This is a genomic window from Intrasporangium sp., assembly GCF_035280925.1.
In the GTDB taxonomy this organism is placed as follows: Bacteria; Actinomycetota; Actinomycetes; order Actinomycetales; family Dermatophilaceae; genus Intrasporangium.
In genome coordinates this window covers 1-12,362 of sequence record NZ_DATEEY010000031.1, presented here as the reverse complement: position 1 = coordinate 12,362, position 12,362 = coordinate 1, and the positions used below count along the sequence as shown (strand labels likewise).

Below are 12,362 nucleotides of genomic sequence, written 5' to 3'. Positions count from 1 at the left end.
TCCTTCAGCGTCACGCACGTCCTGTCAGCGCACTGCCCGCCGGACCGCTACCCCGGCGCGATCGAGGACCCGGTCCATCCCCCGGCACGCGCGTCCGCCTACCGCTGCGGCGAAGCCTGGTCGATCATCGTCCGTCACATCCCCCGTGACAGCACCAGCCACACAGGCGACCTCCCTGGCTCCGGACCAACGCGTAGCCTGCTCATCCAGGGCAGCGCGGGACACGTTTCGGGGGCGCTGGCCGGGCACGAGGCGGAGGTCGCCTACCTCGGCGTCGGCCAGCTCGGCCTCCAGAGCGCGTCGTACCTCCGCGACTACTGGCAGCACACCGTCCGCACCGTCGCGGCGCGACGGGTCGTCCTGACTCACTGGGACGACTTCTTCCGACCTCTCGACGAGCCGCTGCAGGCGCTCCCGTACGCCGGCGACGACCTGGACGTCACCCTGCGCCTGCTCAGGCGGTTCGCCGAGAGGGACGGCGTCGAGCTGCTCATGCCACGAGTCTGGGTGCCCGAGGACCCGTGGAGCCGGCTGACCTGAATGGTCACTCGTCACGCAGAAAGCCAGCCCAGCGGCATACGGCAGGAGCGTCGGCCCAGGTCACGGTCTGGAATCGGAAGGGGCGCACGTTCTTGGCCAATGCGGTCCCAGCGGTGACACTGAGGTGTGGGGAGGCACGCCTGCATCGGCATCTCGCTGACGGCCCTGCTGGCCGTGGGAGGCTGCACGGGCGACGGCGGCGAGGCCGCCAGCCCCACCGTCGCGAGCCGGACGGCCGGTGCGACGACGGCACCTCCAGCGGACGCGACGACACCCGCGCCGACGACGGAGGCGACGCCGACGCCCAGCACCACCACGACAGCGCCGCCCGACCCCGCGTCGATCCAGGCCCTCATCGACGAGGACTACGACGGCCGCAACCTCCGGCTCGGCCGCGAGGGCGGCAGCACCAGCGCCTATCGGCAGTACTACGCGACCTACCAGGGCGACGGCCTGACCATCTCCGGTCGGATCAACATCCCGCGTGGCACGGGTCCCTTCCCCGCCGTCGTGCTGGCGCACGGCCACGTCCCGCTCGAGGAGTACACGAACGGCGCGACGATGCTCCGGGAGCGTGACTACCTCGCGAAGCAGGGCTACGTCACGCTCCACATCGACTACCGCAACCACGCACAGTCTGACGACGACCCGGACAACGGCGCCAACCTGCGCGTCGGCTACGCCATCGACGCGATCAATGCGGGCCTGGCGCTCCAGCAGCTCGAGTCGGTCGACCCGGATCGCATCGGCATCATCGGGCGGTCGATGGGTGGCGGCGTCGTCTACGGGGCGGTCGTCGCGAAGCCGGGCCTCTTCAAGGCGGCCGTCGCCTACGCCCCGGTCAGCTCCGACTCCATCGACAACTTCAACATGTGGGTGCGCCGCGACAACGACCGCGAGAGCGCCGCACGAGAGGTCATGGCACGCCTCGGCACCCCCGAGGAGTCGCCCGAGACCTGGGCGCTGACCAGTCCCCGCACGTATTTCGACCGGATCACCGAACCGATCCTCATCCACCACGGCACCGCTGACGAGAGCTGCCCGATCGCGTGGTCGGAGGAAACCGTGGCCGCCCTGAAGAAGGCCGGCAAGAAGGTGAGCTACTACGTCTACGAGGGTCAGCGGCACACCTTCACGTCCCAGTGGCCGCTCTCGATCCGGCGGACCGAGGCCTTCCTCGAGGAGAACCTCGGCGACTGAGGCAACCACCAACAACACACGGCCGTATGCCGCTGAGTGCACTCAGCGGCATACGGCTCAGTCGTGCTACTGCTGGGTGGCGTACTGCGGGTCCGTGGGTTCGACCCACTGGACGAGCTGGTAGACGACCCCGTTGGGATCGGTCATCTGGAAGTAGCGCTCACCCCACGGCTCGGTCTCGATGGTCGTGACGATCGAGGCTCCCTGAGCCTGCAGGCGAGCGTAGTCGGCGTCGATGTCATCGACGGTGAAGACGACGAGGAGCCCGTCGGCGTGCCCAGCGGCGGAGGCCGGCTTGAAGGTCGGCAGGCCGGTCGCCAGGTAGATGAGGTTGAAGCCGGCCTTCGGGTGGTTGAGGGAGCAGAAGCCCTCAGCCGCCATCTCCTGGCTGAACCCGAGATGCTTCGTGGCCCAGTCTGCGGAGGCGCGGACGTCCTTGACGTTGAGTGAGATCGCTGAGGCAGTGATGTTCATGGGACTCCTGTCGTTGTGCGCACCCGTTACTGTACGGTGTACAGCGTACGACGTACAACCGATGCGCTGCGAGGATGGTTCCCATGGCCGACTTCTCGACCGGAGCTGGGGAGCCGAGCCCGACTCTCGCCCTCCTGTGGCGCGACGCCCTTGGGGGACTTCCAGGTGCAGGGCGGCGTCGTGGACCGGGTCGGAGCGTCAGTGTCGACGCTGTTGTCGACGCTGGGATCGCGCTCGCCGACGCCGAGGGTCTGGCGGCTGTGACGATGCGCGCCGTCGCAGAGCGGGTCGGCGTATCGACGATGTCCGTCTACACCTACGTGCCCGGGAAGGCCGAGCTGCTCGACCTCATGGTGGACCGCCTCTACCTGCGCATGCACCGGCCGTCCTGGCGCATCCGGACGTGGAGGCGCCGGCTCGAGCGCGTCGCCGAGACGAACCGCGCCTTGTTCGCCGAGCACCCTTGGCTCACGGAGGTCGTCGTCCTCAGCCGGCCGCCGCTCGGACCTGGCGTCATGGCCAAGTACGAGCACGAGCTGGCCGCGCTCGACGGCACCGGTCTCGACGACGTGACGCTGGACGCAGCGCTGGCGCATCTCCTGGGCTTCGTCCAGGGCCATGCCCGGGCTGCACACGATGCGGCACGGGCGAGACGAGACACGGCGATGTCCGACGCGAGCTGGTGGGAGGCCAACCAGCCCCTCCTCGAGCGGGTGCTCGATCCGACCGCCTTTCCCCGTGCGGTCCGCATCGGCGCCGCCGCCGGTGAGGCCCATGGTTCGTCGTGGAGCGCGGAGCACGCGTGGCGGTTCGGGCTGGCCCGCACCCTTGACGGGCTGGCCGCCCTGATCGAGCGCTAACTTCGGCGACTGAGCCGTGCGCCGGCTGCGTCGAATTGCCGGGGTGCGCCGCCGCCCGTGGGTGCAGTCGGTCATGATGTCGAGACCATGACTCGGTGGACGACACAACAGGTCACCGCGCTGGCCCCGGATGCCTCGTCGCTGGCGGCCGCGCGCCGGCTCGCGCGTCCAGGTCCCTGGTCGGACACGGGATCGACGAACACGCTCGTGTGGGGCAAGTGCCAAGGCTCGGGCAAGATGCCCTACCAGGTGAGCGTTGACCTCACCGAGCCTGCCTTCCGGTGCACCTGCCCGAGCCGGAAGCTTCCCTGCAAGCACGGCCTGGCGCTGCTCATGCTCTGGGTCGAGGGCGCCGGCTCGGTGAAGGACGCGGCCGAGGCGGCGGGTTTCGCCTCGGAGTGGGCGGCCGAGCGCGCGGCGCGTGCCACCAGCAGTGCGGCGGCACGGGACGCACGGGCAGGGCGAGCACCTGATCCGACGGGACAGGCCAAGCGCCTCGAGGAGCGGCTCGCCCTGATGACGGCCGGCATGGAGGACTTCGCGCGGTGGCTCGGCGACCTCGCTCGGGGCGGCACGGCGTCGGTGCGTTCGCAGCCCTACGCCTGGTGGGACACCACAGCCGCACGGCTCGTCGACGCCCAGCTGCCCGGCCTGGCCGACCAGGTGCGGACGATGGCCTCGGAGGTCAACACCCGCTCGGACTGGCCCGACCACCTGCTCGCCGCGATGGGCCGGTGGTGGACCGTGACGAGGGCCTGGTCTCAGCGGGATGCGGCCGATGACGACGCCGCAGGCGACCTGCGCACCGTCATCGGGTGGTCGGTGTCGACGGAGTCCGTGCGGCAGCGGGACTCCCTCACCGACCGGTGGACCGTCCTGGGGGCGCACCGCACGGACGACGGCAGGCTCCAGCAGCAACGCACCTGGTTGCACGGGCAGGCGTCCGGGGAGATCGTCCAGGTCCTGGACTTCGCGGCCGGTGGACAGGTCCTGCCGATGGCCCGGGTCGTCGGGTCGGTCCTCGAGGCAACCCTCGCCCGGTATCCCGGCAAGGCCGTGCACCGGGCCCTCTTCGTGGACGAGCCCGTCCTGTCGGACGCGAGGGGTGAGCTCCCGGGCGCCGGATCGGTCGACGCCGCCCACGCGAAGGCCGCCGCCACGTGGGCCGTCAACCCGTGGGCCTGGCGCGTGCCCGTCGTCCTCGGCGGCGTGCGGGCGACGGTGCTCGATGGCGGCGGCGCCCGTCGGGCTGATCGCCGGCGAGGACCGGGCACTACGGCGGCCCCGGTGCCATCCGCTGTCGTGGACGAGGCGGGCGACGGGCTGCGCCTGACGGAGGACAGCCCCGTGTGGTCGCTGCTCGCCCTGACCGGCGGCCACCCGACCGATGTCTTCGCCGAGCTCGAGGGGCGGCGGGCCAGACCGCTGTCCACCATCGTCGACGGGGAGCTGGTGGCGCTGTGAGCGAGCTGCCGTCATTTGCTGCACCCTCGACCGGGGAGTCGAGTGGGCAGGCCGTGCGTTTCAGCGACTGGTGGCACGACCTCGGCTCGGTCGCGCTCCTGGGCACCGCCCGCCGTCCGGTGCCGGCGCTGCCGCCCTTCGGGTCGGGCTCCATTGCCCTCGATCCGGAGGCGAGGTCGGAGGAGGCTTTGCTCACCTCGGCGGCCCTCGGAGCCGCAGCGCTCCGGGCGGGTCGACGACCGGAACGCCTGACGGCTGGGGCGCCGGCTGGGGCGGACGAACGGCCCGCCGCGGGGCAGCTGGCGATCCAGCTCCTCGAGCTGGTCGTCACCCATCCCCCCGCGGGCGCGCAGCAGCGCGACGGCCTCGTCCTGCACTGGCTCCGGACCGCCGCGGCTGCCGGACGACGCGTGCCCCACTCGCTCCTGCCCACCGTCCTCGACCTCGCGACGGCGTCCCGACAGCTCCGCGGGCCCACCGCAGCGGTGCTCGACCGTCGGGGCGCGTGGCTCGCCGCGCAGCGCCCGGACTGGCTGTGGGTGGCCGACGCACTGGCGGGTGTCGTCGCGACGTCTGCGACCGGTGAGCACACGGACGTCGACTGGGCTCGGCTCCCCTCCCCCGAGCGGCTCCCCGTCCTCGCAGTGGTGCGCGCCGACGACCCGGCGCGGGCACGCAGCCTCGTCGAGTCGACCTGGCAGTCCGACAGCGCCCGGGACCGGGCCGCCCACCTCGGCGCGCTCCGCGTCGGTCTCGGCCCGGAGGACGAGCCGCTGCTCGAACGTGCCCTCGACGACCGTGCGGCGACGGTCCGTGAAGCGGCGGTCGTGCTCCTCGACGGACTTCCCGGCTCGGCGCGCGCGGGGCGCATGGCCGAGCGCCTCCGGCCCCTCATCCAGCCCAGGGGCGTCCTGAAGCGCAGCCTCGAGATGGCGCTCCCCGACCCGCCTGACGCGGCGGGGGTGCGAGACGGGCTCGGCAAGCCACCGGGGCGTCGGTCGGTGCGAGGGTGGTGGCTCGAGCGCATCGTCGCAGGTGCGCCCCTCGAGGTCTGGGAGGAGACGACGGGGTGGGACCCGGCCACGACGGTGAGCCGGCTGTCCGACGCAGACGCACTCAGCGGCATACGGCAGGCCGTGCGCCTGCGCCGGGACCCGCTGTGGGCAGCCGCGGTGCTCACTCGGGTGTGGGATCCGGAGCTCCTTCCGGCGTTGCTGCCCGCCGAGCGGGAAGCCGCCGTGCTCGCCCGGCTCACGTCGCACAAGACTGCAGCTGTGGCCACCCTCCTGGCGGCGGTGCCCCCGCCATGGTCAGCCGAGTTCAGTCTCGCGCTTCTGTCGCGGCTGGGCACGATGAGGGCACCTGGCGCGCATCTGCCACAGGCCATGCCGCACCTTCTCGCAGGGTTGCACCGGGAAGCCCTTCCGGCCCTCGAGGCGTGGCTCGCCCGCGTCCGGAACGATTCCTCGGTGGCTGCCCAGCTGCGCAACCTGCTCCAGTTCCACTCCGTCAAGCGATCGATCAGCGAGGCCTTTGGATGAGCGAAACCCCCACCACGACAACGGTTCTGCGCGCTCACGCGGAGGACGCGTACGCAGCCGAGCTGGTCGCCCTCGCGGCCGCGGACGACCGGCCACGTCCGCCGCGCTGGCGAATGTCCCCCTGGGCGGTCACGACCTACCTGCTCGGTGGAACCCTCGACGACGGCACCGCGATCACGCCGAAGTACCTCGGCTCACGACGCCTCATGGAGGTGGCCGTGGCATCGCTGGCCACGGACCGGGCCCTGCTGCTGCTGGGCATTCCCGGGACTGCGAAGACGTGGGTCAGCGAGCACCTCGCAGCGGCGATCAGCGGTGACTCGACCCTCGTCGTGCAGGGCACCGCCGGGACGCCGGAGGAGGCGCTGCGCTACGGGTGGAACTACGCGCGGTTGCTGGCCGAGGGGCCGACCCGGGCCGCCCTCGTGCCGAGCCCGGTGATGCGGGCCATGGAGCTGGGATCACTCGTGCGCATCGAGGAGCTGACCCGGATCCCAGCGGACGTGCAGGACGCGCTCATCACCATCCTCTCGGAGAAGCACCTGCCCATCCCCGAGCTCGACGAGGAGGTGATGGCCCAGAAGGGCTTCAACGTCATCGCCACGGCGAACAACCGCGACAAGGGGGTCAACGACCTCTCTTCGGCGCTCAAGCGGCGGTTCAACACCGTGGTGCTCCCGCTGCCGGACACGCTCGACCAGGAGGTCGAGATCGTCCGGACGCGCGTCGCGGCCCTGGGTCGCAGCCTCGAGCTGCCCGACGGCCTCGAGTCGCTCGCCGAGATCCAGCGGGTCGTCACGGTCTTCCGCGAGCTCCGCTCCGGTGTCACCGCCGACCAGCGCACCACGGTCAAGTCGCCGTCGGCGACCCTGTCGACGGCAGAGGCGATCTCTGTCATGACGAACGGTGCAGCCCTCGCGGCGCACTTCGGTGACGGCGTCGTCCGAGCCGACGACGTCGCCGCCGGGCTCGTCGGTGCCATCGTCAAGGACCCCGTCCAGGACCGGATCGTCTGGCAGGAGTACCTCGAGACGGTCGTGAAGGACCGGCGCGAATGGGCCGATCTCTACCGGGCGTGCCGGGAGCTGACGTGATGGTGCCGTGGTGATGGTGCCGTGGTGATGGTGCAGTGGTGACCACCGCGACCGCATCCGTCGAGGTCCTCGGCGTCCGACACCACGGCCCCGGCTCGGCCCGGACCGTGCTCGGCGCACTGGAGGAGCTCGGCCCCGACCGGATCATCATCGAGGGTCCGCCGGAGCTCGATGCGCTCGTCCCGCTCGCTGGCGACGCGGGCCTCGTGCCGCCGGTGGCGGCCCTCGTCTACGCCGTGGACACCCCGCGGCTGTCGTCCTTCTACCCCTTCGCGGTGTTCTCCCCCGAGTGGGTCGCGCTGCGCTGGGCCGTCGAACGTGGCGTGACCGTGGGTTTTGCCGATCTCCCCGCGACCCATGCGCTGGCCCTGTCGCCCGAGCCGGCAGCGGATCGAGGCGATCGAGGGGACCGGGTGGACCCGCTCACCCTGCTGTCCAGGACCGCCGGCTACGACGACCCCGAGCGGTGGTGGGAGGACGTCATCGAGCACCGGAGGTCCTCCAGCCTCGAGCAGTTCCGGCACCTTGCGTCCGCCATGGCCGAGGTCCGGGCAACCGACGGACGCCAGGACGATGTCGAGAACGCGCGGCGCGAGGCGTCCATGCGCAAGGTCATCCGCAAGGCACAGCGCGATGGCGCGGGGCGCATTGCCGTCGTCTGCGGCGCCTACCACGCGCCCGCCCTTGACCCTGCGGCGTATCCCTCGGTGAGCAGCGACAACGCGCTGCTGGCCAAGCTGCCCAGGGTCAAGGTCGCCGCCACGTGGGTCCCGTGGTCCGCCCCCAAGCTGGCCTACAGCTCGGGCTACGGGGCCGGGGTGCGCTCCCCCGGCTGGTACCAGCACCTCTTCGTCACGCCCGAGGAGTCCGTCGTGCCGTCGTGGTTCGTTCGGGTGGCACGCGCCCTGCGCGATGAGCGCCTCGACGCCTCGACCGCGTCGGTGGTCGAGGCAACCCGGCTTGCGGAGGCCTTGGCCGCCGTCCGTGGCCGGCCGTCAGTGGGACTGAGCGAGCTGACCGATGCCACGCGCGCGACCCTCACCGAGGGCTCCGACCTGCCCCTTCGGCTCATCGACCGCACGCTCGTCGTCGGCGAGGAGCTCGGCCAGGTCCCGGAGTCGACCCCAATGGTGCCGCTCGCCGCCGACCTCGCACGGCAACAGCGGTCCCTCCGGCTCAAGGCCAGCACCACGGCGACGGTCATCGAGCTCGACCTCCGACGCGACGCGCAGCTGGCCCGGTCGGTCCTGCTCCACCGCCTGGCGCTCCTCGGCATCGACTGGGGCGAGCGCGTCGAAACGGGACGCACGACGGGCACCTTCAAGGAGGCCTGGCAGCTCGAGTGGTACCCCGAGCTCGCCGTCGCTCTCATCGAGGCGAGCCTCTACGGCAACACCGTCACCTCGGCCACGGAGGCCAGGGTCGCCGAGCTGGCCGAGCAGTCGGCCGACCTCGCTGCCCTGGGCAGGCTCATCGAGCAGTGCCTCCTCGCCGACCTGCCCACCGCCCTCCGCTCCGTCGTGGAGACACTTGCCGATCGCACGGCCCGCCAGCACGACACCGTCGCGCTGCTCGGCACCGTCGAGCCGTTGGCCCGCACGTGCCGCTACGGCGACGTCCGGGGCGTTGACGTCGCGGAGGTCGCTCACGTCCTGGCCACCGTCGTCGTGCGAGCGTCCATCGGGCTTCGTGCCACGTGTGCGAGCCTCGACGACGACGGCGCAGCCGCGATGCGATCCGCGGTCGAGGCCGCTCACCGCGGCGTGGCCCTCATGGACGACCCTCAGCTGCGGACGCCTTGGCACCGGGCACTGGCCGCGGTCGCGGCCGACGACCGGATCCACGGCGCCGTGTCCGGACGCGCCAACCGGCTGCTCCTCGACGTCGGCGAGATCGACCAGACGACCGCGGCCACCCGCCTGTCGAGACACCTCTCCCAGGCTGTGCCCGGTCCGGCTGCGGCGTCGTGGCTCGATGGCTTCCTTGCTGGCGAGGCACTCCTGCTACTGCACAGCGACGAGCTGCTCGCGATCGTCGACGAGTGGCTCGCCTCGGTGGAGGATGACGCCTTCGAGGACCTGCTGCCTCTCGTGCGACGGACGTTCTCGCGCTACCAGCCGGGCGAGCGGCGCCAGATCGGTGCCCACCTCACCTCGCTGGCGAGTGGGCGACCGGCTCGACCGGAGCAGACGCACGACCTCGACCTCGAGCGCGCCGCCCCGGCCGTCGACGCGGTCGCTCGGCTGCTCGGGTTCGAGGTGACCGCGTGAGCGAGCAGCGTGACCGGCTCACCCGATGGCGGCTCGTGCTCGGCGGTGAGGCGGCGGACGGAATCGGCGAGGCCGCCAGCCTCAGCGCAGACGACCTACGCCGCGACGAAGCACTGCGTCAGCTCTACGACGGGGAGCGGCGCGGTGGCCTCGGCGCATCCGCACCACGGGTCGCGCGGTGGCTCGGCGACATCCGCGGCTACTTCCCCTCGTCGGTCGTCCAGGTGATGCAGGCCGACGCCATGGACCGGCTGGGCCTGACCCAGCTGCTCCTCGAGCCCGAGCTCCTCGAGGCGGTCCAACCGGACGTCAACCTCGTGAGCACCCTGGTCGGCCTCGGCCGGGTCATCCCCGAGCGGTCGAAGGCGACGGCCCGCGCGGTGGTGAGAACGGTGACGGACCAGCTGGAGGAGCGCCTCCGCGCCGAGACGGTCCAAGCCGTCACCGGGGCGCTGAACCGTGCGGCCCGGACCCGCCGGCCGCGGCAGTCCGACATCGACTGGAATCGCACCATCGCCGCGAATCTCAAGCACTACCAACCCGATCACCAGACGGTCATCCCGGCGCGGCTGGTCGGCCACGCCCGTCGAGCCCAGCGCGTCGAGCGCCACATCATCCTCTGCATCGACCAGTCGGGCTCGATGGCGGAGTCCGTCGTCTACTCCAGCGTCTTCGGCGCCGTGCTCGCCTCCCTCCGGTCCGTCTCCACCCGGCTGGTCGTCTTCGACACCCAGGTCGTCGATCTGACCGAGGAGCTCGACGACCCGGTCGATGTGCTCTTCGGCGTCCAGCTGGGCGGCGGCACCGACATCAACCAGGCCCTGGCCTACTGCGAGGGCCTCATCACCCAGCCGAACGAGACGATCCTCGTGCTCATCAGCGACCTCTACGAGGGCGGGATCGCCGAGGAGATGCTGCGTCGGGCCGCGTCCATCACCGGTGGAGGCGCGACGATGATCGCCCTGCTCGCGTTGAGTGACTCGGGCCGACCCAGCTATGACGCGGACCATGCGGCGGCGCTCGCGGCCGTCGGGGTGCCGACCTTTGCCTGCACGCCGGACCAGTTCCCGGGCCTCATGGCCACCGCCATCGAGCGCCGCGACATCGCGGCCTGGGCAGCAGCCAACGACATCGTGACGACACACGGTGACGAGAACTGAGCCCAGCGGCATACGCCCGATCTTTCTGGAGACAACGGCTGCTGAGGGCTGGGCCTTGCCGACGAGTGGCGCGACACGTTCTGGCCAAGCGCCACGGAATACGACACCTTTGGCGTGGGTGGCGAAGAACCACGTGCGCTCGGATGGCATCCTCGCGCCGACGGGTGGGCTGGCCTGCGCGAGATGCCGTCCTACGCTGACATGGTGAGCGAAGAGAAGTGGGCCGGTTATCCAGAACCACCCTTGCTGGGCTCAGAAGCGGTGACGCTGGTGGGTTCCCTGGAGCGGCAGCGGGCGACATTCGAGTGGAAGTGCGCGGGCCTCGATGGCCAAGGCCTGTCGAGGAGGCTCGACACCTCCGAGTTGTCGCTAGGTCGACTGCTCAAGCACTTGGCCTACATGGAAGACCTGAACTTCACCGGGGACTTCGGCGGCGACGAGCTACCTGAACCGTGGGCCGGTGTGGATCCGTCGACCCGGTCGGCGTGGGTCTTCAGTTCCGCAGACGACGACGCTCCGGAGACGTTGTACCGATTGTGGCGTCAGGCAGTGGAGCGATCTCGGGAGGTCGTGCGACTCGCGATCGCGCGCGGCGGTCCGGGCATGACCTACGAGTCGGGTGATGGTCGAGTCATCACCTTGCGCCGATTGTTGGTCGACATGATCGAGGAGTACGGACGTCACACCGGGCACGCCGATCTACTCCGCGAGGCTGTCGACGGTCGGGTTGGTGAGGATCCGCCTGGTCCTCCAATCCCGTTCGAACTGCCCGGGTGACGATGCGCAGCGGCCGAGCGCCCGACGCACGCGGCGCAGGACGCGCTGGCGTCCAGCCGTGCGACTCCTCTCCCGAAAACGCCTGTCTCTGAAGCCCCCGCCACGGCTAGGTTCGCTGCATGACGTTGGAATGGGAACAGGTCATTGTCCACTCGGTAGATCCGGTGGCCCTCGGGCAGTGGTGGGCACATGCTCTTGGTTGGGTCGTGGTCCATTCCTCCGCTGACGAGTTCGAGATCCGCCCGGAGCCGGATCGCATGCCGGGATTGGACTTCGTCCGGCTTGATGAGAGCAAGAAGGCCAAGAGCCGGCTGCATCTCGACTTCAGGCCTGAGGACCAGGACGCAGAGGTGGCTCGTCTGGTTGCTCTCGGCGCACAGCGTGTCGACATCGGCCAAGGTGATGCACCGTGGGTTGTCCTGGCAGACCCGGAAGGCAACGAGTTCTGCGTCCTCGCGGCTCCGAAGTGACGCACACTCGGATCTTCCCCGGTGATGTCAACATGAAGGCCTGTCACGCAACCTCGCCCGCACCGTTCCTGACTTCAGTCATGCCGTGTTGGGCGCCCAGGTTGCTCGATGGCCAGCGGCGGTCATGGATGCGGAGGGCACTTGCCTCCCTCGTCCCTGACCATCATTGGCTCGGTCGGCTCTGATCAGACTGGATAACGAACGCTGCTCACGGGCGGCTCGCGAAACGTCCTGTCGTCGGCATCATGTGCGTAAGAGGCATGCGCCCGTCAGCCGGCGGAGTGACGCAAGTTCCGAGAAGCGCGACTCGCGACATGACCGTGCTCCTGGGGGCGGGGTTCAGCCACCAAGTCGGGGTTTGGGTCTCTGGCGGTTCAGCCACGCTCGCTCGGGGCCACCTCACGCACCATCACGCAATTGCCCTGCCCTTTGGGCCGGTCGTAGGTGAAGCCCTCGCGCTCGTACATCGTGCGGGTGCCGTTGTAGAGGAATGACGAGTTCTTCTTCCGGAC

The 12,362-nt window shown here is 70.6% G+C and carries 11 protein-coding genes; 10 read left to right on the top strand and 1 reads right to left on the bottom strand.

What is annotated here, in order from left to right; genetic code table 11:
- On the top strand, nt 1–540 hold a 540-nt coding region (locus tag VJN29_RS03470; protein ID WP_324142186.1), incomplete at its 5' end, for a hypothetical protein.
- A gap of 126 nt (nt 541–666) precedes the next feature.
- Nucleotides 667–1,740, top strand: coding sequence for an alpha/beta hydrolase family protein (locus VJN29_RS03465; protein WP_324142185.1), 1,074 nt, complete (start codon nt 667–669; stop codon nt 1,738–1,740).
- Nucleotides 1,741–1,806: 66 nt separating this feature from the next.
- Here VJN29_RS03465 and VJN29_RS03460 read toward each other — a convergent pair whose 3' ends face one another.
- Nucleotides 1,807–2,214, bottom strand: coding sequence for a VOC family protein (locus VJN29_RS03460; RefSeq protein WP_324142184.1), 408 nt, complete (start codon nt 2,212–2,214; stop codon nt 1,807–1,809).
- Between the two features lie 83 nt (nt 2,215–2,297).
- On the opposite strand from VJN29_RS03460, the gene VJN29_RS03455 reads away from it, so the two are divergent.
- The 8 genes from VJN29_RS03455 (at nt 2,298) to VJN29_RS03420 (ending at nt 11,850) form a co-directional block, all read left to right on the top strand.
- The gene (locus tag VJN29_RS03455) at nt 2,298–3,074 is read left to right on the top strand and encodes a TetR/AcrR family transcriptional regulator (protein ID WP_324142183.1); all 777 of its coding nucleotides are present in this window, start codon (nt 2,298–2,300) and stop codon (nt 3,072–3,074) included.
- A gap of 87 nt (nt 3,075–3,161) precedes the next feature.
- Nucleotides 3,162–4,538: an SWIM zinc finger family protein gene (locus tag VJN29_RS03450; protein ID WP_324142182.1), complete on the top strand. Its 1,377-nt coding sequence runs from the start codon at nt 3,162–3,164 to the stop codon at nt 4,536–4,538.
- Between the two features lie 53 nt (nt 4,539–4,591).
- Entirely contained in the window at nt 4,592–6,079 is a 1,488-nt protein-coding gene (locus VJN29_RS03445; RefSeq protein ID WP_324142181.1) for a DUF5691 domain-containing protein, read from the top strand.
- Nucleotides 6,076–7,173 (top strand): ATP-binding protein, encoded by a 1,098-nt coding sequence (locus VJN29_RS03440; protein ID WP_324142180.1) that lies wholly within the window; start codon nt 6,076–6,078, stop codon nt 7,171–7,173. Before VJN29_RS03445 ends, VJN29_RS03440 begins: the two co-directional genes overlap by 4 nt.
- A 38-nt stretch (nt 7,174–7,211) precedes the next feature.
- Nucleotides 7,212–9,443, top strand: coding sequence for a DUF5682 family protein (locus VJN29_RS03435; protein ID WP_324142179.1), 2,232 nt, complete (start codon nt 7,212–7,214; stop codon nt 9,441–9,443).
- Nucleotides 9,440–10,603, top strand: coding sequence for a VWA domain-containing protein (locus tag VJN29_RS03430; RefSeq protein ID WP_324142178.1), 1,164 nt, complete (start codon nt 9,440–9,442; stop codon nt 10,601–10,603). Before VJN29_RS03435 ends, VJN29_RS03430 begins: the two co-directional genes overlap by 4 nt.
- Before the next feature lie 201 nt (nt 10,604–10,804).
- Entirely contained in the window at nt 10,805–11,380 is a 576-nt protein-coding gene (locus VJN29_RS03425; RefSeq protein ID WP_414654319.1) for a DUF664 domain-containing protein, read from the top strand.
- A gap of 119 nt (nt 11,381–11,499) precedes the next feature.
- Nucleotides 11,500–11,850, top strand: a complete 351-nt coding sequence (locus tag VJN29_RS03420) for a VOC family protein (RefSeq protein ID WP_324142176.1) — start codon at nt 11,500–11,502, stop codon at nt 11,848–11,850.
- Nucleotides 11,851–12,362 lie beyond the last annotated feature (512 nt).